General features: G+C 65.0%; 26 protein-coding genes, 2 tRNA genes and 2 pseudogenes. 14 read left to right on the top strand and 16 right to left on the bottom strand.

The window, feature by feature from the left end; translation table 11 throughout:
- Positions 1 to 98 precede the first annotated feature (98 nt).
- Positions 99 to 1,556: pseudogene (locus CDN38_RS29545) on the top strand (histidine phosphatase family protein); the annotation flags it as partial.
- Between the two features lie 357 nt (positions 1,557 to 1,913).
- Here CDN38_RS29545 and CDN38_RS30950 read toward each other — a convergent pair.
- The 3 genes from CDN38_RS30950 to CDN38_RS16945 form a co-directional block, all read right to left on the bottom strand.
- Positions 1,914 to 2,156 (bottom strand): hypothetical protein, encoded by a 243-nt coding sequence (locus tag CDN38_RS30950; protein ID WP_233026913.1) that lies wholly within the window; start codon positions 2,154 to 2,156, stop codon positions 1,914 to 1,916.
- A complete protein-coding gene (locus CDN38_RS16940) occupies positions 2,153 to 2,788 on the bottom strand; it encodes a nucleotidyltransferase domain-containing protein (RefSeq protein ID WP_075513045.1) in 636 nt (211 codons plus the stop codon). Before CDN38_RS16940 ends, CDN38_RS30950 begins: the two co-directional genes overlap by 4 nt.
- A gap of 140 nt (positions 2,789 to 2,928) precedes the next feature.
- Positions 2,929 to 2,994 (bottom strand) — tRNA-Leu (locus tag CDN38_RS16945).
- A 405-nt stretch (positions 2,995 to 3,399) separates the two neighbouring features.
- Here CDN38_RS16945 and CDN38_RS16950 point away from each other — a divergent pair.
- From CDN38_RS16950 to CDN38_RS29550, 4 genes are all read left to right on the top strand, one after another.
- Positions 3,400 to 3,741: a hypothetical protein gene (locus CDN38_RS16950; protein ID WP_201258302.1), complete on the top strand. Its 342-nt coding sequence runs from the start codon at positions 3,400 to 3,402 to the stop codon at positions 3,739 to 3,741.
- Positions 3,741 to 4,160, top strand: coding sequence for a PIN domain nuclease (locus CDN38_RS16955; RefSeq protein WP_075513043.1), 420 nt, complete (start codon positions 3,741 to 3,743; stop codon positions 4,158 to 4,160). Before CDN38_RS16950 ends, CDN38_RS16955 begins: the two co-directional genes overlap by 1 nt.
- A 17-nt stretch (positions 4,161 to 4,177) precedes the next feature.
- Entirely contained in the window at positions 4,178 to 4,465 is a 288-nt protein-coding gene (locus CDN38_RS16960; protein WP_075513042.1) for a hypothetical protein, read from the top strand.
- Positions 4,466 to 4,731: 266 nt separating this feature from the next.
- Positions 4,732 to 4,893 (top strand): hypothetical protein, encoded by a 162-nt coding sequence (locus CDN38_RS29550; RefSeq protein WP_161951696.1) that lies wholly within the window; start codon positions 4,732 to 4,734, stop codon positions 4,891 to 4,893.
- A gap of 361 nt (positions 4,894 to 5,254) precedes the next feature.
- On the opposite strand, the gene CDN38_RS16970 is transcribed toward CDN38_RS29550, so the two are convergent.
- Both CDN38_RS16970 and CDN38_RS16975 read right to left on the bottom strand, forming a co-directional pair.
- A tRNA-Thr gene (locus tag CDN38_RS16970) sits at positions 5,255 to 5,326 on the bottom strand.
- Between the two features lie 27 nt (positions 5,327 to 5,353).
- Positions 5,354 to 6,076 (bottom strand): hypothetical protein, encoded by a 723-nt coding sequence (locus tag CDN38_RS16975; protein WP_075513040.1) that lies wholly within the window; start codon positions 6,074 to 6,076, stop codon positions 5,354 to 5,356.
- Between the two features lie 161 nt (positions 6,077 to 6,237).
- On the opposite strand from CDN38_RS16975, the gene phoP reads away from it, so the two are divergent.
- Both phoP and CDN38_RS16985 read left to right on the top strand, forming a co-directional pair.
- A complete protein-coding gene (gene phoP / locus CDN38_RS16980) occupies positions 6,238 to 6,960 on the top strand; it encodes a two-component system response regulator PhoP (protein WP_075513048.1) in 723 nt (240 codons plus the stop codon).
- A 31-nt stretch (positions 6,961 to 6,991) separates the two neighbouring features.
- Positions 6,992 to 8,425 carry a sensor histidine kinase gene (locus tag CDN38_RS16985; RefSeq protein WP_075513039.1) on the top strand — a complete coding sequence of 478 codons (1,434 nt, stop codon included), beginning with the start codon at positions 6,992 to 6,994 and terminating at the stop codon, positions 8,423 to 8,425.
- Here the strand turns inward: CDN38_RS16985 and CDN38_RS16990 are convergent.
- A complete protein-coding gene (locus CDN38_RS16990) occupies positions 8,413 to 8,817 on the bottom strand; it encodes an HIT family protein (RefSeq protein ID WP_075513038.1) in 405 nt (134 codons plus the stop codon). The two genes, CDN38_RS16985 and CDN38_RS16990, sit on opposite strands and share 13 nt — an antisense overlap.
- Before the next feature lie 36 nt (positions 8,818 to 8,853).
- Complete coding sequence (locus CDN38_RS16995; protein ID WP_075513037.1) at positions 8,854 to 10,227, bottom strand: PE-PPE domain-containing protein; 1,374 nt, start codon at positions 10,225 to 10,227, stop codon at positions 8,854 to 8,856.
- Between the two features lie 293 nt (positions 10,228 to 10,520).
- On the opposite strand from CDN38_RS16995, the gene CDN38_RS17000 reads away from it, so the two are divergent.
- On the top strand, positions 10,521 to 11,975 hold the full coding sequence (locus tag CDN38_RS17000) for a hypothetical protein (protein WP_075513036.1): 1,455 nt from the start codon (positions 10,521 to 10,523) through the stop codon (positions 11,973 to 11,975).
- A gap of 5 nt (positions 11,976 to 11,980) precedes the next feature.
- Here the strand turns inward: CDN38_RS17000 and CDN38_RS17005 are convergent, their stop codons facing one another.
- The 8 genes from CDN38_RS17005 to CDN38_RS17040 all read right to left on the bottom strand — a co-directional run bounded on the left by CDN38_RS17005 (position 11,981) and on the right by CDN38_RS17040 (position 18,421).
- A complete protein-coding gene (locus tag CDN38_RS17005) occupies positions 11,981 to 12,400 on the bottom strand; it encodes a ketosteroid isomerase family protein (protein ID WP_075513035.1) in 420 nt (139 codons plus the stop codon).
- Positions 12,397 to 13,524 (bottom strand): NDMA-dependent alcohol dehydrogenase, encoded by a 1,128-nt coding sequence (locus tag CDN38_RS17010; RefSeq protein ID WP_075513034.1) that lies wholly within the window; start codon positions 13,522 to 13,524, stop codon positions 12,397 to 12,399. The genes CDN38_RS17005 and CDN38_RS17010 overlap by 4 nt, the downstream gene beginning before the upstream one ends.
- Before the next feature lie 99 nt (positions 13,525 to 13,623).
- Positions 13,624 to 14,169, bottom strand: a complete 546-nt coding sequence (locus CDN38_RS17015; RefSeq protein WP_075513033.1) for a hypothetical protein — start codon at positions 14,167 to 14,169, stop codon at positions 13,624 to 13,626.
- Positions 14,170 to 14,182: 13 nt separating this feature from the next.
- On the bottom strand, positions 14,183 to 14,389 hold the full coding sequence (gene fdx / locus CDN38_RS17020; protein WP_075513032.1) for a ferredoxin Fdx: 207 nt from the start codon (positions 14,387 to 14,389) through the stop codon (positions 14,183 to 14,185).
- A gap of 2 nt (positions 14,390 to 14,391) precedes the next feature.
- Positions 14,392 to 15,744, bottom strand: a complete 1,353-nt coding sequence (cyp51, locus tag CDN38_RS17025; RefSeq protein WP_075513031.1) for a lanosterol 14-alpha demethylase — start codon at positions 15,742 to 15,744, stop codon at positions 14,392 to 14,394.
- Positions 15,741 to 16,583: an SDR family oxidoreductase gene (locus tag CDN38_RS17030; protein ID WP_075513030.1), complete on the bottom strand. Its 843-nt coding sequence runs from the start codon at positions 16,581 to 16,583 to the stop codon at positions 15,741 to 15,743. The genes cyp51 and CDN38_RS17030 overlap by 4 nt, the downstream gene beginning before the upstream one ends.
- The gene (locus CDN38_RS17035) at positions 16,584 to 17,801 is read right to left on the bottom strand and encodes a cytochrome P450 (protein WP_075513029.1); all 1,218 of its coding nucleotides are present in this window, start codon (positions 17,799 to 17,801) and stop codon (positions 16,584 to 16,586) included.
- Positions 17,798 to 18,421 carry a TetR/AcrR family transcriptional regulator gene (locus CDN38_RS17040; protein ID WP_075513028.1) on the bottom strand — a complete coding sequence of 208 codons (624 nt, stop codon included), beginning with the start codon at positions 18,419 to 18,421 and terminating at the stop codon, positions 17,798 to 17,800. Before CDN38_RS17040 ends, CDN38_RS17035 begins: the two co-directional genes overlap by 4 nt.
- 204 nt (positions 18,422 to 18,625) lie before the next feature.
- Here CDN38_RS17040 and CDN38_RS17045 point away from each other — a divergent pair, with 204 nt between their 5' ends.
- The 6 genes and pseudogenes from CDN38_RS17045 (at position 18,626) to purD (ending at position 24,977) form a co-directional block, all read left to right on the top strand.
- The gene (locus CDN38_RS17045) at positions 18,626 to 20,095 is read left to right on the top strand and encodes an aldehyde dehydrogenase (RefSeq protein WP_075513047.1); all 1,470 of its coding nucleotides are present in this window, start codon (positions 18,626 to 18,628) and stop codon (positions 20,093 to 20,095) included.
- 10 nt (positions 20,096 to 20,105) lie between these two features.
- The gene (locus CDN38_RS17050) at positions 20,106 to 20,858 is read left to right on the top strand and encodes an SDR family oxidoreductase (protein ID WP_099319082.1); all 753 of its coding nucleotides are present in this window, start codon (positions 20,106 to 20,108) and stop codon (positions 20,856 to 20,858) included.
- Positions 20,855 to 21,727 carry an NAD(P)-dependent oxidoreductase gene (locus tag CDN38_RS17055; protein WP_075513027.1) on the top strand — a complete coding sequence of 291 codons (873 nt, stop codon included), beginning with the start codon at positions 20,855 to 20,857 and terminating at the stop codon, positions 21,725 to 21,727. The genes CDN38_RS17050 and CDN38_RS17055 overlap by 4 nt, the downstream gene beginning before the upstream one ends.
- Complete coding sequence (locus CDN38_RS17060; RefSeq protein WP_075513026.1) at positions 21,727 to 22,164, top strand: carboxymuconolactone decarboxylase family protein; 438 nt, start codon at positions 21,727 to 21,729, stop codon at positions 22,162 to 22,164. Before CDN38_RS17055 ends, CDN38_RS17060 begins: the two co-directional genes overlap by 1 nt.
- Positions 22,165 to 22,264: 100 nt before the next feature.
- A pseudogene (locus CDN38_RS17065) lies at positions 22,265 to 23,627 on the top strand (HNH endonuclease signature motif containing protein).
- Between the two features lie 81 nt (positions 23,628 to 23,708).
- On the top strand, positions 23,709 to 24,977 hold the full coding sequence (purD, locus tag CDN38_RS17070) for a phosphoribosylamine--glycine ligase (protein ID WP_075513025.1): 1,269 nt from the start codon (positions 23,709 to 23,711) through the stop codon (positions 24,975 to 24,977).
- A 46-nt stretch (positions 24,978 to 25,023) separates the two neighbouring features.
- Here the strand turns inward: purD and CDN38_RS17075 are convergent, their stop codons facing one another.
- Entirely contained in the window at positions 25,024 to 26,571 is a 1,548-nt protein-coding gene (locus tag CDN38_RS17075; protein ID WP_075513024.1) for a serine/threonine-protein kinase, read from the bottom strand.
- Between the last annotated feature and the right edge of the window lie 70 nt (positions 26,572 to 26,641).

Genomic DNA, 26,641 nt, shown 5'->3' on the forward strand with positions numbered 1-26,641 from the left:
GACCACGTTGTCGACCAATCAAGTCTGACCTACCGCCGAAGAGACGGCCTTGTCGGCGTTCTTCCCGCCCCTGCCGCGTTCGTTGTTCAGAAGCCTCCTTGAGCGCGGCGGCGGCATCGTATGCCAGTGCCGAGGCGACCGTCGCGGGCGCTCTCGTGTCAGCCGTTTCCGACGGATTCCAGACGGGGGTCTACGGTCCGATCCGCACGGCCGGCCAAGCCTGGATCACCAGCCCGTTCGGCCAGGTGCTCGACCCGGTCGTCAATGCGCCCACCCACCTGCTGCTGGGGCGCGACCTGATCGGCAACGGAACTGCCGGCACGGCGGCAAATCCCACCGGCGGCGCCAGCGGGGTGCTATTCGGTGACGGCGGGGCCGGCTATACGCCCACCGGCGGTCCCGGGGCTGTGGCCGGCGGTAGAGGCGGGAATGCCGGATTCATCGGCAACGGCGGCCCCGGGGGCGACGGCTTTGGCGGCGGGCCGGGCGGCATGGGCGGCACCGGCGGATTGCTGATGGGCAACGGCGGTACCGGTGGTATCGGCGGCGTCGGCGGTGCGGGCGGTCAGGCTTTGTTGTTCGGCACCGGCGGCCTCGGCGGGCCCGGCGCGCCGAGCGGTCGCGGCGGACTGTTCATCGGCGAGCCGGTCAACGTCGCGAACTGGCTGCACCCCAGCACCGGAAACCAGCAGTCGATCGTCATCGACTTCGTGCGACACGGGCAGACGACAGCCAACGTGGCGGGGGTGATGGATACGGCGATACCGGGAGCCAGTCTCACAGCGACGGGCCAGCAACAGGCGGTGGACATCGCCAACGTACTTTTCGCGCAGGGTCCCTTTGCCGGGCTGTTCGACTCGCAATTGGTCCGCACGCAGCAGACCGCCGCGCCGTTGGCTGCCCTGCTGGGCATGACCCCGCAGGATTTGCCGGGGCTCAACGAGATCAATGCCGGTATTTTCGAAGACTTTCCGCAGATAAGCCCGGCGGGCCTGCTATATCTGGTTGGCCCGATGGCATGGACGTTCGGATTCCCCATCGTGCCGATGCTGAACCCGGGTTCGATCGACTTCAACGGGGTGGTCTTCGGCCACACCTTCAACGGCGCGGTGCAAACGATGTACGACACGGCGGTGGCGAACCCGGTGCCGGCAGCCGACGGCAAGGTCACCGTGGTGTCCTACTCCAGCGCCTTCACCATCGGCGTCGGGACCATGATGGGCGTCGACAACCCAAATCCGCTGCTCATCCTCACCCACCCGCTGCCCAACACCGGCGTTGTCGTGGTGCAGGGCAATCCCACAGGGGGCTGGACGATGGTCAGTTGGGACGGGATACCCGTCGCGCCGGCGTCGTTACCGACCGAGCTGTTCGTCGACGTGCGTAACCTCATCACCGCGCCGCAGATTGTCGCTTTCGACATCGGCTGGTCGCTGTTCACCGGCGATCCGGCGACGATCGTGAACGCGGTCCGGACCGGGATCGACGAGGTCGGCACGGCCGTGGTCCAGTTCCCCATCGCGGTGGCCACGGACCTGATCGACGCCGTGTGGTGATCCGGCCCTGCTTCATGGCTGGGAGCAGCCCACTAACACCATCGCTCGGTCCGCACTGCGCACGATCGCCATCAACAGGTAGCGACCTGATCGGCAACGGAGCTGCCGCCACGGCGGCAAAATCCACCCCGGCGTCGGCGGGGTCCTATCCGCCCACCGGCGGTGCCGGCTATCCGCCCACCGGCGGCATCCCAGACAGTCATCCTTCCCTGCCGGTCGCGGGCTTCGTAATGCGGCGCGCGGCCTCAACCAGTTCGGAGGCGGCACGGCTTGCTTTCTTGCGGTCGTCCGAACTCGCCGACTGATGGGTATACGCGACTTTGGACTTCATGTTCAATAACGCGCGGAGGTGTCTGGCTACATCCGCTGCGCCTTTTCGAGCAGGGCGACCGCTTCATTGTGGTTCTCGCCGGTCGCGTATATGCCGAGTCGTGTACAACAAATGACATCGGCAGCCGCGATGCCCGCGTCGACGAATAGATCAACCGCAGCGTTCGGTGCGATGTTCTCAACCAGCACAGCGGCATCATGAAACTCTGTCGCCTTTTTCAGCCGGCCGGCCTGAAACGCGTCGGAGCTCTTCCTCGTGCGCCCAGTCATGGTGATCGTGCCTCGTTCGGCACCGTTCGGAGTTGCTTGATCAGCCACGCTCGTGACCCGGCTACGGTGAGCCCGTGATCGACCACATCTCGGATCATCGGCTCGGCACCAGCCGCGCGGAGCTCGTCGATGGTGTACTCGACAACGCGCGCGTCGTTACCTGTCCACGCGGTAACCGCTGAGGCAAGCTCGCCGACTTGGTCTGACCAGACGGCATCGGAGGAATCGTGGTTGCGCACGAGCAAGATATCCACGTCGCTGTGCAGTCTCATGGTGCCTGTCGCCGCGGATCCGAACACTGCGGCGTACACCGGTGGCTCCTGCCAGCCATCAAGGCGATGCTCGAGTCGAGTGAAAAACGTATTTGCGAGCCTCGCTAAAGCCCGGATCGGCTCTGCCGCGAGATGGTTGGTGTTGAGCCGGTACGCAAACGCGTTACCCACCCGGTCAGCTAGCACCACCCCTTGACCAACCAGTCTGGTGAGGACCTTCCGGATACCTTCCTCTGAAAAGTTGTTCAGGATGCGATGAATCTGGCCAGTGGTGAAGGTACCGTCGTGCGTTGCCAGTACTGCCAACACGTCGCCATCGAGAGTCGGTGTGACCGTCGCGAAGGGTCTGTTCAACTGCATCAAAGAACCCCTCTTGGCAAGGAACTATCGTTGGTTTACCCCGTACTATCCCCTACCCCCAGGTGGTCACCCTGAATGCCCCCGAACACCGGCCCGACAGCAGCTGAATAACACTCAGACTGCTGGATACGGTGTTCGGATGGAGCCCCCTGTCAGGATTGAACTGACGACCGCTCGCTTACAAGGCGACTGAAGCCCGGTTCGGCTGGGTGCGCACTTATTCGCACATGCCCGCCACCTGCGATTACGCATGCTTGACAGTCCGCCGTTGTTCGCCTGGATTCGCGGGAGTTGACGGCAAAGTGACGGCAAAATTGGTGGTACTCACGTACGAGATTCTCTGCTGGTTCACAGAGAGCTGCGCATTGTCCTATACCCCAAGCTTGTAGCTGTCGACCGTAGAGTTGGCCTGAGCTGTCCCCGCTACCAGCGGAAATGGCCCACGGAGAGCTCTCCGAGGCCATTTTCTTGGCGATCGGATATGCTTGGGAACATTTATATAGAGCAGCTAACTATTCTTTTAGTCGCCCAGATCGCCAGTCTTGCAGCGGCTGCCCGCCCCGCTGACAGCGCAGATGATGGGGAACCAAACGTCCGCTTGAGGATCGTCGATGCACGGAGCCAAAGGTTACGATGGTGCGCAAATTCCTCTGATCCTGGTGTATCAAAGCCATCATGGTTGGTGTATCCTTACTCTGATGACACGAATCACGGTCGATGTGAATGACGACTGGCTGAACGCCGCGAAAGAGGTTCTCGGAACCGACACGAAGGTCGCAACCATCAATGCGGCGCTGCGTTCTTTCGCGCTGCGCACGCAAGCCAGCAAGATCGTCGCCGCTCTCGACAGTGTCGCCATGGATTTCACCGATTCCGATTCCGCTTGGCGGTACGGTGCCGGCCGCGATCTCACTCGACTCGAAGAGGAGGCACGGGAACCCGAAGCTGTCTGATGGCGGGTGTCGTATATCTGGCCGACACGACGGTCTACGTGCTGCAGGGTCGCCATGCCGTGGTGCGTCGCCGATTCGAGGCGCTCCTGGCGCAGGGGCGACTCGCAGGTTGTCAGATGTCCGCTCTGGAGTACCTCAACAATGCCCCGGATCCGCAGGGCTACGAGATCGTCTGGGACGCGCTGCACGGACATCGCTGGATGGACGTGACCTCCGAGGCCATGAACCGGGCATTGGATGTACACCGAGAGCTCGCCAGCACCAGCCGGCACCGCCATTTCCGGCTACCCGACCTGATCATCGCGGCGACAGCGGAGCTAAACGGGGCGACTGTCCTGCATTACGACGCGGACTACGACCGTATCGCCGCGGTGACAGGCCAGGCCACGGAGTGGGTGGCAGCCAAGGGATCGCTGTAACGCTATGACTTGCACGAGTGAGCTTCGTCGTGGGTCGTCTCGACCGGTCGCTTGAGCGTTGGCCCGTACTGGCGCGGAAAAGCGCGAAGGATCTCCGCGGTCGCAAATTCCTCGCACCGGCCCAGCCGCGCGCCGACACCAAGTCCCGCAACCCCGACCAAGCGGTACTGGCCTGGACACGTGATTGGCTGGCCGAGCCGCTAGCTAGCGCTGTCACCGATCTCCGGGCCACACGAAAGCGGATTGTTCAGGAGACCGTGGGCCAGGAACTCCTCGCGACAACCTCGCTGGCAGATTGGTTTTAACGCGGCGCATGGAGCTTGACGATCCGTAGGAATCCGAGTCCTGGGCCGGCCTGTGGAGAGCGAAGCGATGTCCGATACAGCTGCCTACCGATCGTCGAATCTAGTCCCGAACTGGGCTTTTGCGGTGAAGGTTGACAAGCTCTTGCGACACGCCGATGTCTTGTCAAAGTAGCCCGGCGTTTCTTATCAATCTTCGCTGCATCTCGACACCCGAGGGCCGCGCCGCCCGCGCGCGAGGTGAGAAACACCTGCGGGCTGCATTTCAGATGTTCGAGCTGATCCAGACCGTCGACGCACCGCAAACCGTGAGGGCCTGGTTCATGGGCATGAACCTCCAAAAGGAAGATGTATCCCCGGCCGAGGCGCTTGCCGAGGGAAGTTACTGCGAGGTGACGGCTGCCGCCCGCGCGTTTGTTTCCGGAGGCTAAGAGGTCGACGCTGGCACCGCACCTAGGTGGGCTCGCTCTAGCCGGGGGCGTCTGACGCGAAGATTTCGTCCTTCCTCGCCGGTCCGGTAATTGGAAGCGGCTCTCGGACCGGTTTCTTGGTCGCCACGTGGGGGTCGAAGTCGATTTCCGCCTCCCGGTGTGACGGCAAGGAATTGAGTTGATGGCAAATGACGGGAAGAGCACCAGCTCGATCGCTGTCGGGTTCGCGGGATAGCGCCATGAGCTGCAATTTCGTGAAGCCTTCGGTCAGGATTGAGCTGACGACCGCTCGCTTACAATGGAGTGCCACCTTGCTGGCCGTCGGGATCGAGAAATAGCGCTCTGAGCTGTGCTTTTGCGGAGCCCCCTGTCAGGATTGAACTGACGACCGCTCGCTTACAAGGCGAGTGCTCTACCACTGAGCTAAGGAGGCCGGGTTAACCGGTGCCAGCCTAACGGGTCACCGCTCGCTGTCGATGACGCGTTGCGAGCGCACCGGCCGCGACGCCGAGCGGGGCCGGCGGCCCGGCAGCGGGATGCGCTCTGCGATGTTGCTGAGCGGGTTGACCACCATGGTGAGCGCGATCACGGCGTCCTGCAGGGTGGCGATCGCGGGCTCGAGCGCCTCCATCCCGGGCGCCAGCCGGGCCAGGGTGTCGGCCACGCCGGCGAGTTGTTCGAGCGGTCCGTTTTTCGACGTCAGCTTGTCGATCAGGCCGCCCTCGGCGAGTAGCCGATCAGCCAGCCCGTCCTCGGAAAGCACCCGTTCGACCAGGCCGTCTTCGGCCAGTATCTGGTCGGCCAGCCCGCCCGGTTGCAGCGCGCGCTGCATCGCACCTCCCTCGGCGGTGAGGCGGTCCAGCAATCCACCGGGTGCGGTCAGCAGGTCGACCACCCCACCCGGGCGCAGCATTCGGTCCATCGGCCCGTCGGGTGCGATCGCGCGTCCCAGCGGTGCGTCTTCGTCCAGGAGCTTGGCCAGCCGGTTGGCGCGCACGATCGCCTCTTCGATCCCCAACACGCTGGCCATTGCGTTGGACCCGGCATCGCCACCGGTCTCACCGAGTGCCTGCTTGGCCAGCCCGACTGCTGCGCCGGCCAGGTTGAGGCTTGTTTCGGCGGCGGCGAGACCAGCACGGGCCGGCAAGATCGCGATGGCCACGAGCGTGTTGCCGAGATTCATTCTGCGAGTCTATTCGCGACGCGGCCAAATAATTGCGCATGGGTTCAAGCCGATCAGCCGATTCCTGGCAGACTATTATCAGTCGACTGCCAACGAGCTCTCAGGAAGTACTCAATGAACGTGAAGCTAGTCCTCAACCACATGCTGCAGGAATGGTTGTCATGACCGCAGTGAACCCGGGCGAAGCCAGCACACCGGAAGCTCGCATCCTCGTCGTCGACGACGAGGCCAACATCGTTGAGCTGCTCTCGGTGAGCCTGAAGTTCCAGGGATTCGAGGTCCATACGGCCAGCAACGGAGCCCAGGCATTGGACCGGGCCAGGGAAGCCCGCCCGGACGCGGTGATCCTCGACGTGATGATGCCCGGCATGGACGGCTTCGGGGTGCTGCGCCGACTGCGGGCCGACGGCATCGATGCCCCGGCGTTGTTCCTGACCGCCCGAGACTCCCTGCAGGACAAGATCGCCGGGCTGACCCTGGGCGGCGACGACTATGTGACCAAGCCGTTCAGCCTGGAGGAGGTTGTCGCCCGGCTACGGGTCATTCTGCGCCGTGCCGGCAAGGGCAGCGCCGAACCACGCAATTCCCGCCTGACGTTTGCCGATATCGAACTCGACGAGGAAACCCACGAGGTGTGGAAGGCCGGCCAGCCGGTGTCGCTGTCGCCCACCGAGTTCACCTTGCTGCGTTATTTCGTGCTCAACGCCGGCACGGTGTTGAGCAAGCCGAAGATCCTCGACCACGTGTGGCGCTACGACTTCGGCGGCGACGTCAACGTTGTCGAGTCCTACGTCTCATACCTGCGTCGCAAGATCGACACCGGCGAGAAGCGGCTGCTGCACACCCTGCGCGGGGTGGGCTACGTATTGCGGGAACCACGATGAGCGCGCTCCCTTGCCCGGCTGGGTAGCGAGCATGGCCACGCACCGTCGACGCGGAATACCGCTACGGGTAAGCCTGGTCGCGGCCACCCTGGTTCTGGTGCTGTGCGGTCTGCTGGCTTCGGGCGTGGCGGTCACCTCGATCCTTCGGCACAGCCTGATCAGCCGGATCGACTCGACGCTGCTAGACGCCTCGCGCACCTGGGCGCAGTCCCCGTGGAAGCATTCGATGTCCCACGGGGAAGGGCCCGATCCCGCCCGGCCGCCGTCGAAGTTCTACGTGCGCGGCATCAGTCCCGACGGCCATACCGTTACCGCCATCAACGACCGCAATGCCGAGCCGGCGTTGCCTGCTAGCAACGACGTGGGTCCGGATCCGACGACCCTGCCCTCGGTGAACGGCTCCGACATCGAATGGCGAGCGGTCTCGGTGCACGGCACCCATGGCGGCCTGACCACCGTGGCCATCGATCTGTCCGACGTCCAGCACACGGTTCGATCACTGGTCTGGTTGCAGATCGGCATCGGCGCCGCCGTGCTGGTTGTCGTCGGTATCGCCGGCTACGCGGTGGTGCACCGTAGCCTGCGGCCGCTGGCCGAAGTGGAACAGACCGCCGCGGCGATCGCCGCCGGACAGCTGGACCGCCGTGTTCCCGAACGCGATCCCCGAACCGAGGTGGGCCGACTTTCGTTGGCGCTCAATGGGATGCTGTCCCAGATCCAGCAGGCGGTGGCGGACTCCGAATCTTCTGCCGAGAATGCCCGCGGTTCCGAGGGCCGGATGCGCCGCTTCATCACCGACGCCAGCCACGAACTACGCACGCCGCTGACCACCATTCGCGGCTTCGCCGAGCTGTACCGCCAGGGGGCGGCCCGCGACGTCTCCATGTTGCTGTCGCGGATAGAGAGCGAAGCCAGCCGGATGGGCCTGCTGGTGGATGACCTGCTGATGTTGGCCCGCCTGGACGTCCAGCGGCCGCTGGAGCACCATCAGGTGGACTTGCTGGCGCTGGCCAGCGACGCGGTGCACGACGCCCAGGCGATCGACCCCGAGCGCACGATCACCCTGGAATTCCTCGAAGGCCCCGGCACCCCCGAGGTACTCGGCGACAACGCTCGGCTGCGCCAGGTGCTGAGCAACCTCGTGGCGAATGCGCTGCAGCACACCCCGGAAACCGCCGACCTCACCGTCCGAGTCGGTACGGACGGGGACGACGCGGTGCTCGAGGTGGCCGACAAGGGACCGGGCATGAGCCAGGAGGACGCGTCGCGAGTGTTCGAGCGCTTCTACCGCACCGACTCGTCGCGGGCCCGAGCCAGCGGCGGTACCGGCCTGGGACTGTCGATCGTCGACTCCTTGGTCAAGGCTCACGGCGGTGCTGTCAGCGTGACGACCGCGCCGGGGGAGGGTTGCTGTTTTCGCGTCACCCTGCCGCGGGTCAGCGAGGTTGCGGCTCAGGTCAGTTGAGCCAGCGCGGCCTTGATCTTGGCCTGCGCCTCGTCGAGCGACTCCGGCGACGGGTTGCGGTCGACGTTGGCAAAGCCGAAGTCACGCAGGCTGCGGGTGGGGAACACGTGGATGTGCAGATGCGGAACCTCGAGCCCGGCGATGATCACGCCGGCCCGTTCGGTGTGGAACGCCTTGCAGACAGCCTTGCCGATCAGCTGGCTGACCTGCATGACGCGGGCGAACACCGCGGTGTCCACGTCCTGCCATTGATCGATTTCGGCGCGGGAGACCACCAGCGTGTGGCCTTGGGTCATCGGTTCGATCGTCAGGAACGCGACGACGTCGTCGTCCTCGTAGACGAAACGGCCAGGTAGTTCGCGGTTGATGATCTTGGTGAAGATCGACGCCATTCATCCAGCATAGGTGGGCGCAGCGGCGGCCCGACGTCACCCGAAAAGGGTGGGCGCGAACCCGAAAAGTCCACGCGCTACGGAGCCCATCACATCCCCGACGGTCGGCAAGCCGACCAGCGACCCGTGCGAGAAGTACGGTCCGGCGTTAGGTGTCAGCGACGAATAGCCGTCGTTGACAATCGGCTGCAGAAACGAGTTGAGGTTGTCGACGATTGGTTGTGGAACACCGATCTCCTGAAGCGGCAACAACATTGGCAGAGTCGATGAGGGGATCATGTAGTTGGTGATAGTGCCGCCCAAGGAGGTGGTTGTGCTGGACACCGCCACCGCGTCCGACAGCGAGGCCAGTGATGCCGTGTTGTGATAGTAGGCCGCTCCGAACAGAGAGTTCACCGCCGCCGGCAGATTCCAGGGTCGATCGGGCGGATTGCCCCAGAAATCGTACTGGCCGAACACCACGCTGACGTCGTACTGGGTGTTCGGTAGGCCCTGCACCGTGTAGTTGATCAACGGCACGGTCATCCCGTTCGGTAGGTAGATGTTCGCCAGGCCAAGCTCGGGGCTGGAGAACATGGCGAACTGCAGAGCATGAGGCGGCGGAGCGCTCGGATTGGCTGCCAGGTAAGCCAGTTCGCGGTTGACGACGATGGTTCCCTCCGACAGCCCGGCAATGTGCACCGGTGAGCCGTTGCCGTTGGCAAACGCATTCATGATCTGGTCATTGAGCGCTCGCTGTCCCATGGCAACGGCGTCGTTGGTGCCGGGAGCGGCCAGGCTACCGCTGAGGATGCCAATGCTGGCCGGGTAGTTGACAAGCTGAGCGGTGGTGCCGGGGAACCAGTTCTGCCCGATGGCATGGTTGAGTAAGTCGTACCCCTGCAGGATTGACACGGAGCTTGGGCCCGGGATGCCGCCCTGAAGGAGAACCTGTCCGAGATAGGGCAGGCTGGTGATGAAGTTCGGATAGTAGAGCGGTCCGGCACCGGGGATCGTGATCCTTGTACCCGCCGCTGCGCTGGCAATCGGGGCGAGACTAGCTATCGCGCTACCGGCGTTGCTGAGTGGCTGGCGGCCCAACAGGGCCTGGGCCGACGCGTTGACCGCGTTCCGCAGAGTTCGCTCGGCGTTGGCGATCTCGGTGATCACATACGAGCTCGCGGTTGCGGCCATGGTGCGCACGAACCGCTCATGTGACTGCGCCGCTTGTGCGATGACCGCCTGGCATTCCAGGTCGTGCACGCCGAACAACGCCGCGATGCGGGTAGAGACCTCGTCGCTGCCAGCCGCCAGCAATGACGTAGTGGAGTTGGCTGCTGCCGCGTTCGCCGCGGTGACCGCCGACCCGATCTCGGCCAAATCGCCGGCAGCAGTCACCAGCAATTCAGGGGTCGCCACGACATACGACACTGCTGACTCCTGGCGGGGGCACACGGGGCGGACATCAACGCCGTGTTTGCCCCGGGCGCGATCGGTGGCTGTGAGGGTACTCGCCGCTCGCACCCGAGGCGGGGCTTTTAGCGGGCTTGGGGCTTCTTGGTCGCTCGGTGGCAGCTTTTCTGGGCGTGCATGGTGTTGATGCGGGGTTGACCGCGATCAAGGGGGGATCCAATCTCGAAGCGAAATCGTTAGCACAGTGTTGCCATGTCGTTTTCCGCGGTCGCCAGAATCCTCGGTAACCCAATGCACGGGAGGGGACCTTGGTGCGGTTTCCCGCGGCAATGTTGGCCGTTCCTACGGCATTTCTGGCCGCGTGCGTCATTTCCGTTGTACCCGGGGTTGTTTCGCCAACGATTCCCGGTGCGGCGCGGGCGGCCGCCACGTTCGGTCCGCTGGCGCCGCCCAATCCGTTCATGGCGCCGAACGGCTTGGCGTCCATGCACAACGACGCCGCCTCCGCCGACGCCGGACCACTTCCGGGGCCCGGTGCCCGGCCGGCGGCGATCTTGGCGTACCCGCTGGTGGCCGCGTGCCCGACGATCACGCAGGGGACCGACGGCCTGGTGCTGGCGCTGTGCACGTCCGATATCACCCAGGCGCCGGTAGTTCACCTGATCGATCCCAACGGCATTGTGCCGCAGGTCATTCCGCTTGCCAGCATGGACATCGCCAAGGGCGGCCTGCTCGGCGGCGTCTACGCCTACTTGGACAACAACAACCAGCTGGTGATGATCGACGGAACCAACCACCTGCTGCGCATCGCGCATGTCAAAGACGCGAAGGGCCGCTGGCAACTGACCGTCACCGAGTCCACCGACGTGTCCAGCGCAATCCCACCAGGCGACCAATCCGTCGGCGTGGTCCCCGATTACCTCGGCAACGTCTGGTTTGCCACCGGCACCGGCGTGGTGGGCGTGGCAAAAACCGGCGGGGGCGTCGCCAGCGTGCAATTGCCTGCCGGCGAGCAAGTAGCGAACAGCATCTCCGCGTCACCCAGCAACCGCGTCGCGGTCGCCACCACGTTCGCTCTCTACGAACTCAACCTGGACGGTATGGGCAACCCGCAGGTGTTGTGGCGCCAGGCCTATGACCGAGGCCCGGCCCGCAAACCCGGGCAACTGAGCTGGGGAACCGGTTCCACGCCAACCTATTTCGGCCCAACCGGTGCCGACTACCTGACCATCGTCGACAACGCCGATCCGCTGGTCCACGCGCTGGTCTACCAATCCGGAACCGGCACGCTGTTTTGCCAGCAACCGGTGCTGACCCAAGGAGGACCGGGCAGCGAGAACTCTCCCATCGGTGTCGGGAATTCGATGTTCATCGCCAGCACCTACGGCTACCCCTATCCGGCGGTTCCGGCGGGCGCCGGTCCGGCAGTGCCGCCGACGGCGCCGTTCGTCGGCGGGATGACCAGGGTAGACGTCGAGCCCACCGGATGTCGCACGGTGTGGAACAGTCGAACTCGCAGCGCCGCATTGCCGCATCTGTCCATCGCCGACGGCCTGATCTACACCATCACCCGTATCGGGCTGGACAACACCACACCACTGGATGTTTTCGCGTTCGCCGTCATCGACCCTAACAACGGGAAAGTGCTTCTGCAGCAACCGAAATCGGCCACCATCCTCAGCGACCCGATTCAAACCGCCAGCATGGTGTTGATGGGGAACAAGATCATGCAGGGCAACATCACCGGAATCGGCCGGATCGGCTGATACGCCTATTCCTCCTTGCCGAACGTCATCATGTCGAGGTTCCAATAGCCGCGCATGTTGGTGATCAGCCCCTCGTCGTTGACGCGATAGGTGAACATGCCACGGACCTCGCTGGTGAAGCCGCCCGGAAACCTGCTGCGCAACACCAGGATATGGGCGATCTCGTTGGGCGAACTCGACGGGAACGTTTCCTCGCAAGTGATCGTCAACTGATTGGCCGCGATGTTGGTGTCGTAGAAAGCGGCAACGCCGTCCTTGCCGTGCACGCCGGTGCCGTCCGGATTCGTGACGGACTTGCCGATCGGGTCCTCGATCACCACGTCATCGGCCATCAACGCGAGCCAACCCTGCCGATCGTGAGCTTGCACGCAGCGCCACGACGACTGCGACGCCGTCAGTGCCGGGGATTGCGCCGTCTGGGTCATCGATCGGCGTCCGTGAATCGGATGACGCCACGAATGTTCTTGCCGTCCAACATGTCCTGGTAGCCGTCGTTGATCTGCTCTAGCCGGTACTGACGGGTGATCATGTCGTCCAGGTTCAGCTTCCCGGCCCGGTACATCGACAACAGCTGCGGAATGTCGTACTGGGGGTTGCCGCCACCGAAGATGGTGCCCTGCAGGTTCTTCTGCATCAAGGTCAACATCGCCAGGTTCAGCGTCACATTGGTGTCCAGCAGGCTGCCGATTGCGGTGAGGACGCAGGTGCCGCCCTTGGCGGTGATGGTCAGGTAGCTGTCGATGTCGGCGCCCTGCAGTTCGCCGACGGTGATGACCACCTTCTTGGCCATCAGACCGTAGGTCACCTCGGCGATTCCCATCAGCGCGGCATTCATGTCGGGGTAGACGTGGGTGGCGCCGAATTTCAGCGCCTGGTCGCGCTTCCACTCCACCGGCTCGACGGCGAAGATGTAGCGCGCGCCGGCGGCCACCGCGCCCTGCAGCGCGGCCATCCCGACGCCGCCGAGGCCGACGATGGCGACGTCGTCACCGGGGCGGATGTCGGCGGTGCGCACCGCCGACCCGTAGCCGGTGGTGACGCCGCAGCCGACCAGGCAGGCGACCTCGAACGGGATCGACGGGTCGATCTTCACCACCGAGCTGCGGTGCACCACCATGTACGGCGAGAATGTCCCCAGCAGCGTCATCGGGTAGACGTTTTGGCCGCGGGCCTGGATGCGGAAGGTGCCGTCGCTCACCGCCGCGCCGGCCAGCAGCCCGGCGCCCAGATCGCAGAGATTGCGCAGGCCGGCCTGACAGGTGGGACATTTCCCGCAGGACGGGATAAACGACAACACCACGTGGTCGCCCGGGGCGATATCGTCCACGCCCGGTCCGACCTCGGTGACGATTCCGGCACCCTCGTGTCCGCCCAGCACCGGGAAACCCGCCATCGGAATACCACCGGTGACCAGGTGGTTGTCGGAGCGGCACATGCCCGCCGCTTCCATCTGGATCTTGACCTCGTCCTTGACGGGGTCACCGATTTCGATCTCTTCAACCGACCATGGCTGATTGAATTCCCAGATCAGCGCGCCCTTGGTCTTCACCGTAAACCTGCTTTCATCGTTGAACTCGGCTACGAACGGTCCCGATCCTCCGCCGGAACGACCTATTGGCCTGAGTGTAGGTCAGCGCCGTGACCGGGCTCACCACAGCGGTACCGGAGCCTGGCCCAGCGGGTAATAGCCAGGCATTTTCTCGCCCGACATGCCCCGCTGGATCCGTTTCTGCATGCCCTCCGACAGCTTCCCGTTCTTCATCAACTGCAGATAGAGCGCGGAAACGTGCCCGAAGTCGAAGAAATCGCGCTGCCACTCGATGAGCTTGTCGGCATTGAGCCGAAACCAGCTGCCGCCGATGCCGTAGACCTCCTGCCGGCCGCCGTCGGCGTCGACGACGACCTGCTTCCAGAAGCCGACGATCTCCCCCTGGCGGTCGTCGATGATGACCTTCTGGTAGGGATACTGCCAATCCTGCAGTCCCTGCATCTCCAGGCCGAGCGCGATCTCGCGGATCTCGTCGATCCCGACGCACATCACGTCTTCTTTGGGGCCGATGTTCCAGCCGTACGTGGCGTCGACGGCGTAGAAGCCGGCCAGCGGGATCCAGTCGCCCGCCTGTTCGCAGTCTTTGTTGGCCTGCAGCCAGGACTGCACCCACTCGTCGAGTTCGGCACGTTCGAATGACACCATCGTCAGTCCTCCGTCAGTCCTCTGTCGTGGTGATGAAAAGTGCTTGGGTAGGACACATTCGGACCGCCCGCTCGATTTCCGAGCGGGCCGCCTCGGGCGGCTGGGCGTCGACGATCTCGACCTTGCCCCGTTTGGGCACCCGGAAATAGTCGGGCGCCTCCAGTTCGCACATCGCGTGGCCCTGACACAAATCCAGGTCCGCTTCGATCCGGTATCCCATCGTCAGCTCCTACGGCGGCGGTAGCGCACGGTGGCGGGCCGGGCCAACTGCACCACCATCTTGGAGTGGTCGTTGCGGTAACTCTCGGGCGGCTGGGCCATCTCGAACTCGTACTCGCGCAACAGCACCGAGAAGATCGCCTTGATCTGCATGGTGGCGAACGCCGCGCCCACGCAGCGATGCCGGCCGGCGCCGAACGGAATCCACGTCCAGCGGTTGATCAGGTCCTCTTGGCGTGGTTCGTCGTAACGCTGCGGCACGAATGCGTCGGGATCGGGGAAGTCCTCGGGAATGCGGTTGGAGATCGCCGGTGAGGCCGCCACCAGTTCGCCTGCGTGAATCGGATAGCCCTCGACCTCGAACTCGCCCTTGGCCACCCGCATCAGAATGATCAGCGGCGGGTGTAGCCGCAGCGTCTCCTTGAGCACGTTCTCCAGACGCGGAATCTGGCGCAGTGCATGGAAACTCACCGGCTGCCCGTCGGCGTAGAGTTCGTCGAGCTCGGTGATCACCTCGGCGTAGGAGTCCGGGTGGCGCAGTAGTTCGATCAGCGTCCACGCCGAGGTACCCGAACTTGTGTGGTGCCCGGCGAACATCAACGAGATGAACATGCCGGTGATCTCGTCGGCGGAGAACCGCGGGTGGCCGGCCTCGTCGCGGATCGACACCAGCACGTCGAGCATATCGCGGTCGCGTTTGTCCGTGGGCGGGTTGGCGATCCGTTGATGCATGATGTCCTGCACCAACGCCACCAATCCTTTTCGGGCTTCGTCGCGTCTGCGGAAGCTTTCGATCGGCAGATACGGGTTGACGTAGCACAGCGGGTCGGTGCCGCGCTCGAGTTCGTGATAGAAGTGCGCGAAGCGCGAGTCGAGCTGGTTGCGGAACTTGGTGCCGATCAGGCACGAGGTTGAGGTGTAGATGGTCAGCTCGGCGAAGAAGTCCAGCAGGTCGATTTCGCCTGTGTCACCCCAGTTTTCGATCATCCGGCGCACTTCGCGCTCGATGGTCGTGGCGTGGCCCTTCATGTGCTCGCCGCGCAGCGCCGAGTTGTGCAGCATCTCTTTGCGGCGCTCGGGGCTGGCGTCGAACACGACGCCTTTGCCGAAGATCGGCGTCATGAACGGATAGGCCTGCGCCTGGTCCAGCTCTTCGTCGGAGGACCGGAAGAAGAACTCGTTGGCCTTGGCGCCGGACAGCAAGACGACGTGTTTGTTGGCCAGTTGAAACCATCCGACGTCGCCGCACTCGTCGCGAACCCGCTGCATCAGGCCGATCGGGTCGATGCGGAATTCTTCGAGATGTCCGTGTTCGTCCTGGCCGCCGGACACTCGCGGCACGATGGCTGTGGTCATGAATCCAGCTTTCCCTCATCGACGAATGCTTTTTCATCGACACCGAGCTGCTGACGTTCTGTGGTGGCGGCCAGCGGCGCTTCCGGTTGCAGCTCCATGTTCACCACGAAGCCGCCCCGGGGTGTCTGCGCGACGAACGCGATCGCCCGGGCGATATCGGATGCCCGCAGGAAGTAGTTGTGGCGCGCCTGACCCCATTTGGCCCAGTCCTGCAGGGCCGGCCCGATCGACTCGACCGGCAGACTCCAGCCCATCCCGGTCTTGGTCGGGCCTGGATGCACGATCGACGCGCGCACCCCGGTGCCTTCGAGCTCCATCTGCAGGTTGGTCACCATTGCCACCAGCCCGGCCTTCGCCGCCCCGTAGGCGCCCATGTGCGGACGCTGACGCAGCGCCACATCCGAGCCGACGAAGATCAGGTCACCGCGCTGACGGTCCAACATGCCCGGCAGCACCGCCGTGGCCAGCCGGTTCGCCCCGATCAAGTGGATCTGGACCTGCGATTCGAAGCTTTCGGTGTCGGATTCGTGCAGCCGCCCAAAGTAGGTGTCGCCGGCGCCGGCGACCAAAACCTCGATGTCGCCGAGCTGTTCGGTCGCCCGGTGCACGAAGTCCTTGACCGAGTCGGGATCGGTGACGTCGAGTTGCAGTGCCACCGCCTCGCCCCCGCCGGCGCGGATCTTGTCGGCGATCTCCTGGCACTTCTCCACCCGCCGGGCACCCAGCGCGACCGGAAACCCGTGGGCGGCAAGTTCTATCGCGGTGGCGGCGCCGATACCCGAGGACGCGCCGGCGACAATCGCCGGCCTGCGGTCCGGGTGTGGCTGAAAGCGAGGCATTCAGCGGACCTCCACGGCTATCGGCAGCGAAGCGAACCCGCGGACATTGCTGGAGTGGACGCGAACGGCGTTGGCCTCGTCGACTTCATATCCGCGGATCCGCGTGAACAATTCGGTGAGCGCCACCCGAGCCTCCATCCGGGCCAGATGGGCCCCCAGGCAGAAATGCGCGCCACTACCGAAACTCAGCAGCTTGGAACCGATTTCGCGACCAATCAGATACTCGTCGGGATTGTCGAACACCCGCTCGTCGCGATGAGCCGAGCCGGGCAGCAGCAGCACGACATCGCCCTCGGGAATCCTGGTGTCGTAGAGGGTGAGCTCTCCGACGACGGTGCGGGCCAGGATCTGACTCGACGTGTCGTAGCGCAGGGTTTCCTCGACCCACAGCGGCACCCGCGACAGGTCGGCGTAGACCGAACTCAGCTGGTCGGGAAACTTGTGACCCCAATAAGCGGCGTTGGCAAGGAGTTTGGTGGTCGTTTCGTTGCCGGCGATCACCATCAGGAACATGAACCCGAGGATTTCCTCATCGGTCAGCCGGTCACCGTCGATCTCGGCCTCCAGTAGCGCCGAGGTCAGATCGTCGGTCGGCTTGGCGCGACGCTCGGCGATCATCTGCTGGTAATAGACGATGAGGTTGATCGACGCCTCGATTGCCGACGCCGGCACATCGGTGACTCCGTCCTCGCGGTGCATGACGCCGTCGGCCATGGCCCGGATCCGGTCGCGGTCGGCGACCGGAACGCCCATCAGCTCCGAGATCACGTCCATCGGCAGCTTGCCGGCGAATTCGGCGACATAGTCGACGGTTCCGGACGCCGCCCTTTCCAGCATCGTGTCCAGATGCTGTACGGCCAGCTCCGTCACCCGAGGCTCCAGTTCGCGAATCCGGCGCGGGGTGAATCCCTTCGACACCAGCGTGCGCAACCGAAGATGTGCCGGGTCGTCCATCGCCAGAAACGACATCGTCTTCGAGGCGTGCGGACCGCGGGACACCGGATCCAGCGAGACGCCGTCGCGGTTGGACAGCGTTGTGCTGTTGCGGAAACCCTGATGCACGTCCCGGTGTCGCGACAACGCCCAGAAGCCGAGTTCCTCGTTGTGGTACAGCGGCGCCTCGTCGCGCAGCCGGCGGTAGTACGGATACGGATCTTCGTGGAAGTCGTAGTCATAGGGGTCGAGAACAACGTCGGGGTTGCCGATATGGACGCTCATGCGTCACCGGCCTTTTCAGCCCCCGCCAGGATCAGGCGCACCACGTCGGCCAGCCGGTCGGCGATCTCGTGATAGGTGAACTCGCCACTGCCGGCTTGCACCAGCGCACCGAAGAACGCCATCTCCAAAGCGGATACGGTGGCGCGCTCGGCGTCGGGGCCGATGGCCGATGCGATCCGGCGGTGGATCTCGGCGCCGATGCGTTCGCGGGCGGCACGCACCGCGGGGTCGGCGCCGCCACCGAGCAGCGCGGCGGTACACGCGGCGCCGACCTCGGGTTCGTCGGCAACCACCAGGGCCAGCTGGCGCAGCGCCCGATCCACCCGGGTGGGCATGGGCACGTTGACGTCGGTGAAGTAGGGGACTTGCCGGACCAGGTCGAGGTAAACCTCGGCGATCAGGTGGTTTTTCGACGAGAAGTAGGTGTATGCGGTGGCCGGAGCCACCTTGGCCCGGGCCGCCACCATCCGCACCGTCACGTCGGTGTAGGAGTTTTCCCGCAACGTCTGCATGCCGGCAGCCACCACCTTGCGAAAGGTCTCCTCTTGGCGCCGGTTGCGTCGCCTGCCCTCGACCTGGCGCGCTTGGTCGGAGACGGTAACCAGTGCATCGCTGGACACCTGTCCAAGGTAGCGGAAGCTCACGGCGCCGGGCAACCCGGTACCCGGAAATCGGGCTTGGCTTGGAAAAACACCGCATGATGAGTCCTCATGGGCATCGTCTCTTGCACCCGCGCAACGCTTGAAGCTATGGTTCACGGGAGCGATATCGGACAGGTGTCCATCCAGGGCGGGAACAGCTGGCGAATCAGGTGGGAGGGACAGATGGCCCTGTTGGCCAACGGAGTCAGTGCACTCTTCATCGACGGGAAGCTGTCCGAAGGTGGTGCGGGCACCTTCCCCACGGTCAATCCGGCCACCGAGGAAGTGTTGGGTGTCGCCGCCGATGCGGACGCGGCAGATATGGGCCGCGCGATCAAAGCAGCGCGCCGCGCCTTCGACGACACCGACTGGTCGCGCAACACCGAATTGCGGGTGCGGTGTGTGCGTCAGCTGCGCGACGCGATGCGCGAACACGTCGAGGAGCTACGAGAGCTGACCATTTCTGAAGTCGGTGCGCCGCGGATGCTCACCGCCGCGGCCCAGTTGGAAGGTCCGGTCGACGACCTGGCGTTCGCGGCCGACACCGCCGAGTCCTATTCCTGGGAACAGGATCTCGGCCGGGCGGCACCGATGGGAATCCCGACCCGGCGCACCCTGGCGCGCGAAGCCGTGGGGGTGGTCGGTGCGATCACCCCGTGGAACTTCCCGCACCAAATCAACCTGGCCAAGCTGGGGCCGGCGCTGGCCGCCGGGAACACGGTCGTGCTCAAGCCAGCACCGGACACACCGTGGTGCGCGGCCGTGCTCGGCGAAATCATCGCCAACCATACCGACTTTCCGGCCGGTGTCGTCAACATCGTCACCTCCAGCGACCATGGCCTGGGTGCGCTGCTGGCCAAAGATCCTCGGGTGGACATGATTTCGTTCACCGGTTCCACCGCGACCGGGCGCAGCGTGATGGCCGACGCCGCCGCCACCGTCAAGAAGGTGTTCCTGGAGCTGGGCGGAAAGTCGGCGTTCGTGGTGCTCGACGACGCGGATTTGACGGGGGCGTGCTCGGTTTCGGCGTTCACCGCCGCCGTGCATGCGGGCCAGGGCTGCGCGATCACCACCCGACTGGTGGTGCCGCGGAGCCGCTACGACGAGGCCGTCGGCATCGCGGCGCGAACCATGTCGTCGATCAGGCCGGGCGACCCCAATGAGCCCGGAACCGTCTGCGGGCCCTTGATTTCAGCGCGCCAGCGGGATCGGGTGCAGGGCTATCTGGACTTGGCGATCGCCGAAGGCGGCACCTTCGCCTGCGGCGGGGGACGGCCGGCGGGCCGGGACGTCGGATACTTCATCGAGCCGACGGTGATCGCGGGCCTGACGAATGAGGCCCGGCCCGCACGGGAGGAGATCTTCGGGCCGGTGCTGACGGTGATCGCCCACGTCGGCGACGACGACGCCGTCCGTATCGCCAACGACTCGCCCTACGGCTTGTCGGGCACGGTGTACAGCGCCGACCCTCAGCGGGCCGCCGGGATCGCCGCGCGGCTGCGGGTCGGCACCGTCAACGTCAACGGCGGCGTGTGGTATTCCGCCGACGCGCCGTTCGGCGGCTACAAGCAGTCCGGCAATGGCCGCGAGATGGGGCTGCTCGGTTTCGAGGAGTATCTGGAAGCCAAACTCATTGCGACAGCTGCAAATTAGAGGAGACGGTGTGGGTCAATTCGAGAACAAAGTGGCTATCGTCACCGGGGCCGCTCAGGGTATCGGCCAGGCCTACGCCGAGGCCCTGGCCCGCGAAGGTGCCTCCGTGGTCGTCGCCGACGTCAACGCCGACGCTGCCATAGGAGTCGCCAAGCAGATCGTCGCCGACGGTGGCACGGCAATCCAGGTGCCGGTTGACGTTTCCGACGAGGAGTCGGCCAAGGCGATGGCCCAGCGCGCCGTCAGCGAATTCGGCGGCATCGACTACCTGGTGAACAACGCCGCGATCTACGGTGGCATGAAGCTCGACCTGCTGCTGACGGTGCCGTGGGACTACTACCGGAAGTTCATGAGCGTCAACCACGACGGTGCGTTGGTGTGCACCCGGGCGGTGTACAAGCACATGGCCAAGAGGGGTGGCGGCGCGATCGTCAACCAGTCGTCCACCGCGGCATGGCTGTACTCGAACTTCTACGGCCTGGCCAAAGTTGGGGTCAACGGGCTCACTCAACAGCTTTCCCGTGAGCTGGGCGGAATGAAGATCCGGATCAACGCGATCGCACCCGGGCCCATCGACACCGAGGCCACTCGGACCGTGACGCCGGGCGAGCTGGTCAAGGACATGGTCAAACAGATTCCGCTGTCTCGCATGGGGACACCCGAGGACCTGGTGGGAATGTGCCTGTTCCTGCTCAGCGACCAGGCCTCCTGGATCACCGGGCAGATCTTCAATGTCGATGGCGGACAGGTCATCCGATCATGACCGCGATACCCCGTCTCGGCTACATCGGCCTGGGCAATCAGGGTGCGCCGATGGCCAAGCGCTACCTCGACTGGCCGGGCGGCCTGACGGTCTTCGATGTGCGGACCGAAGCCATGGCGCCGTTCGTCGAGGGTGGTGCCACCGCGGCGGCGAGCCTTGCCGAGGTTGCCGACGCCGACATCATCAGCGTCACGGTGCTCGACGACGCTCAGGTGCGCAGTGTGATCGTCGGTGCCGACGGGCTGGCCGCACATGCCAAGCCGGGCACCATCATTGCGATTCACTCCACCATCAGCGACACCACCGCCGTCGAGCTGGCGCGACAGCTCGAGCCGCAGGGCGTCTACGTTGTGGACGCTCCGGTCAGCGGCGGTGCGGGGGCAGCCGCCGAAGGCAAATTGGCCGCCATGGTGGGCGCCGACGACGAGACGTTCCAGCGGATCGAGGAGCCGTTCCGGCGGTGGGCGTCGCTGGTGATCCATGCCGGCGAACCGGGCGCCGGAACCCGGATGAAGCTGGCCCGCAACATGCTGACGTTCGTGTCCTACGCGGCGGCTGCAGAGGCGGAAAAGTTGGCCGAGGCAAGCGGTTTGAGCCTGCGGGCGCTCGCCAGGGTGGTGCGCCACAGCGATGCCCTCACCGGTGGCCCCGGAGCAATCATGTTCCGGGAGACGACGGCGCCGATGAAACCTGACGACCCGCTGCGTCCGCTGCTGCAGCACACCCGTGCGCTGGGGGAGAAGGACCTGGGTTTGGCGTTGGCGTTGGGGGAGTCGCTATCGGTCGAATTGCCGTTGGCCAGGCTAGCGTTGGAGCGGTTGGCCGCCGGCCTCGGGGTACCGCACCCCGACCTAGCTGAGGAGACGTGATGGACGAGCTGCGCCGCAAGGGCCTGGACAAGATGAACGAGGTCTACGGGTGGGAGATGCCCAACATCGAGGGCGACGCATACTTCGACCTCACCGTCGATCACCTGTTTGGCGCCATCTGGACCCGACCGGGGTTGTCGATGCGTGACAAACGCATCATGACCTTGACCGCGGTGACCGCCATCGGAAATCGCGACCTCGCCGAAATCCAGATCAACGCCGCGCTGCTCAACGGCGAACTCGATGAGACGGAACTCAAGGAGATGGCCGTCTTCCTTACCCACTATCTCGGGTTTCCGCTGGGCTCCGCGCTCAACGGCGCGGTCGAAACCGTTGTGGCAAAGCGCAAGAAGGCCGCGGCGAAGGGTGTGGACGAGGACAAGAAGGCTAACGTCGACGCCGCGTTGAAGATGCACTCGGGTAAGGCCGTCGACTAATCTCGCGAGTCGAAGCAGGCGCTAAATCCCTTGTTTCACTGTGGTTTCAGTGGTCACATGACGGCGATTGTTGTCGGTGGCGGTCCCTAGAATTTCAGGTATGGGTTCGAACACGCGTGAGCAGATCGTGGGGGTCTTCAGCGCGCTCGATGACGACGTGGACCGCTTGTGCGAGACGTCTTTTGACGTGCTCACCACCCCCGAACGGTTACGTGCCCTGGAGCGGCTGGAGCGGGTGGCGCGGCGGCTGCGAACACCGCAGCATGCGCTGATCAATCAGCTCGCCGCGCAGGCCAGCGAAGAAGAACTGGGCGGCAAGCTGCGTTCGGCGCTGGCCGACCGGTTGCGTATCACCAAGGCCGAGGCCGGCCGGCGCATCGACGAGGCAGCTGATCTCGGGGAACGGCGGGCGCTCACCGGTGAGCCGTTGGCGCCGCAGCTCAGCGCCACCGCGGCCGCCCAACGCGACGGCCTGATCGGCGACGGCCATTTCGGTGATCCGAAGCTTCTTCTCGCACTTGCCCGCCGAGGTGGACCTGTCTACCCGGGGAGCCGCCGAAGCCGACCTGGCCCGCAAAGCCAGCGAGTATCGTCCCGACGAATTGGCCAAATACGCCCAGCGGATCATGGATTGGCTCAACCCCGATGGGGAATTTCGCGACCAGGAGCGGGCCCGTAAGCGCGGCATCATGCTGGGCAAGCAGGAATTCGACGGGATGTCGCGGATCAGCGGCATGCTGACCCCGGAGTTGCGCGCCGCCGTTGAGGCCATGTTGGCCAAGCTGGCCGCCCCCGGGGCGTGCAACCCCGACGACGAAACACCGGTCATCGACAACACACCCGATGAGGATGCAGTGCGCCGTGACACCCGCAGCCAGGCTCAGCGGAACCATGATGGCTTGCTTGCCGGACTGCGGGGGCTCTTGGCGTCGGGGGAGTTGGGTCAGCACAACGGGTTACCCGTGTCGATCGTTGTGACCACCACCCTCAAAGACCTCGAGGCCGCCACCGGAAAGGGTCTCACGGGTGGGGGCACCTTGGTGCCTATGTCGGATGTGATCCGTTGGGCCAGCCACGCTCATCACTATTTGGCCATATTCGATCGCGGCAAAGCCCTGGCGCTGTATCACACCAAGCGCATTGCGTCCCCCGCGCAGCGAATCATGCTCTACGGCAAGGATCGCGGTTGTACGAAGCCGGGATGCGATGCCCCCGCGTACCACAGCCAAGTCCACCATGTCCAAGGCTGGAAGGCCACCCACCGCACCGATATCGACCAGCTGACCCTGGCCTGCGGATCCGACAACAGACTCGTCGAGCAAGATGGATTCACCACCCGCAAAAATGCCAACGGCGATACCGAGTGGATCCCGCCATCGCACCTGGACCACGGACAACCGAGAACGAATAGCTTTCATCACCCGGAGAAGCTGCTGGCGCCCGACGACGACGCGGTGCCTTAAACCACCGAACCGAGCTGTGCAGCATCCGGCGTGGCGTGCTGCCTCCTGGGCCCAACCCGACCCCGGCTACTCTGACGTCTCGTGCGCGTCCTGGTAATCGGCTCCGGTGCCCGTGAACATGCCCTGCTGCTGGCGCTGGCCAGAGATCCGCAGGTCACGCACCTCATCGTGGCTCCCGGCAACGCCGGTACCGCCCGCCTGGCCGAACAGCACGATGTCGACATCACCTCCGACGAGGACGTCGTCGCCCTGGCGCGGCGGGTCCACGCCGATATGGTGGTCATCGGTCCCGAGCTGCCGCTGGTGCTCGGGGTGGCCGACGCCGTGCGCACCGCCGGCATCGTCTGCTTCGGTCCGAGCAAGGATGCCGCCCGCATCGAAGGTTCCAAGGCATTCGCCAAAGACGTGATGGCCGCGGCCGGCGTGCGCACGGCCGCCAGTCAAATCGTCGACAACCCGGCCCATTTGGACGCCGCGCTGGATCGGTTCGGGCCGCCCGCAGGCGACCCGGCGTGGGTGGTCAAAGATGACCATCTGGCCGCCGGCAAGGGCGTGGTGGTCACACCGGACCGCGTTGTCGCCCGCGCCCATGCGGCGGGACTGCTCGAGGCCGGGCATCCGGTGCTGCTGGAGTCTTATCTCGACGGCCCGGAGGTGTCGCTGTTCTGTGTGGTCGACGGCGAGACCGTGGTGCCGCTGCTGCCGGCGCAGGACTTCAAGCGGGTCGGCGAGGGTGACACCGGACCCAACACCGGCGGTATGGGCGCTTACGCGCCGCTGCCGTGGCTGCCCGACGAGGTCTACCGGGAGATAGCCGGTCAGATCGTAGAACCCGTTGCGGCTGAACTCGTTCGGCGCGGCAGCCCATTCTGTGGCTTGCTGTATGCCGGTCTGGCGATCACCACGAAGGGTCCCGCGGTGGTCGAATTCAACTGTCGTTTCGGCGATCCCGAAACTCAGGCGGTGCTGGCGTTGCTGGAGTCGCCCCTCGGGCAGTTGCTGTACGCGGCGGGCACCGGAAAATTGGCGGAGTTCGGCGAATTGCGCTGGCGAGACGGCGCCGCCGTGGCGGTGGTGCTGGCGGCCGAAAACTATCCCGGGCGGCCCCGGGTGGGCGACGTCGTCGTCGGCTCCGAAGCCGAAGGGGTGCTGCACGCCGGGACCGTCCGACGCGAGGACGGCACCGTCGTGTCATCCGGCGGCCGGGTGCTGTCGGTGGTGGGCACCGGCGCCGACCTGTCAGCAGCGCGAGCGCACGCATACCACATCCTCGGTTCAATTCGGTTAGCCGGCAGCCACTTCCGGAACGACATCGGGTTGCGTGCCGCAGAGCGGAAGATCAGCGTCTAGCTACCGGGACCGACAGGCAATACCGCCGCGGTCGTGGATGTGTTGCCTACCCCCGGTGTTGCGGACAGAAGGCGGTGATCGCCGCGTTGACGCCGGCGGCAGCCTGTGCGGGCGAGATTCCGGTGTTGTTCACGGTCGCGGCGGCGGCATCATCGGGGCTTGCCCCGTTTTGAAGGTCGGTGCACACGCCACGGCCAGTGGCGGCGGCAGTCGCGGGGTCGGTGACGATGACACCCGGGATCTGCGACACCAGACCGAGGAAGGTCTGTTCGGGGTCGGGTGTCGGTTGCTGCGAGACCGGCGCGGGCCGTCGGGGCGCCGGCGCGGCCGCAGCGGATGACGCGGGCGGAGTGTCCCTGCGTGTGGGCGGCTGCGCCGCTGTGGGTGGCGGCACGTACTGCGCCACCGGTCGAGGCGGCGCCACCGTCGGCGGCGGCGGGTACTCCGCCGGCTGGCGAGGCGACGCCACAGACGCCACAGTCGGCGAGGCGGCAGGCGGGCCCGGTGTCGAGTCGGTGTCGAACGGGTAGCCACTGGCGCCGACGGCGGTGACCGCGATAACCGTTGATGCCGCGGCGAAGAGCCGCCACCGACTACGTCGTTGCCGTGTGCCGGCCTTAGCCACGGCCGAGGGCACCGCCGCGCTGTCGAGTGGCCTGTTCGCCAAGGGTCTCGGCATGGTCGAAGCCGACGCTAACGGATGTTCGACGCGACGGGCTGCGTGTGCGAACGCGTCGGCGAAATCAGTGCAGCAGGCGAAGCGATCGGCGGGCTTCTTTGCGAGCGCTACGGCAAGCACCGGGTCGAAGGCAGCGAGCAGCGGGTGGATCTGCGCGAGTTCCGGAGGCGGGGTGGTCAGGTGGCGGCTGATCACAACCGCCGGGTTGGTGTGCGGGAACAGTGCCGATCCGGTCAGCAAATGGTAGGCGGTAGCCGCTAGCGCGTACTGATCGGCGCGTCCGTCAATCGGCTCGCCCGTTAGCTGTTCCGGCGCCGCGTAGGGAAACGTGCCGATGGTCATGTTCGTCGCGGTCAGGCCACTGGTCTCGCCGATGCTCCGAGCTATTCCGAAGTCCCCCAAGAGAATCCGCCGATCGCCGCCGTCCGGCTCGGCGAGCAGGATATTCGCGGGGCTGACATCGCGGTGCATGACATCGTGATGCTGATGCGCGTAGTCGAGTGCGCTTGCGATCGCTGCGATTATCGTGGCTACTTGATCTGCCGGCATTCCGGCCGGAAAGCGGTTCCGCAACAGGCTCGCTGCGTCGGTTCCGTCGACGAAGTCCATCGAGATCCATAGCTTCCCGTCGAACTCGCCTCGGTCATTGACCCGCACGATGTTCGGATGCCACAGCGCGGACGCCACGTCCGCCTCTCTGATGAATCGCCGCCGATAGTCGTCGTCAGCGGATACCTCACTGCCCAATATCTTCAGCGCTTCGCGGCGCGGCAGCCGTGGATGCTGGGCAAGGTAGACCTCGCCCATTCCCCCGGAGCCCAGCAAGCGGACAATCGTGTATCCGGCAAAAATCTCACCGACTTTCAACCCGATGCCCGGGACTTGATGACGTAACCCATTCATCGCACCGTCCATTACCGGAATGCCGAGTACATTCTCAGCGCAGTTTGCGATTAGCTGGGGTTAATATTACCCAGTACTTTAC

Source organism: Mycobacterium ostraviense (genome assembly GCF_002705925.1).
GTDB lineage: Bacteria > Actinomycetota > Actinomycetes > Mycobacteriales > Mycobacteriaceae > Mycobacterium > Mycobacterium ostraviense.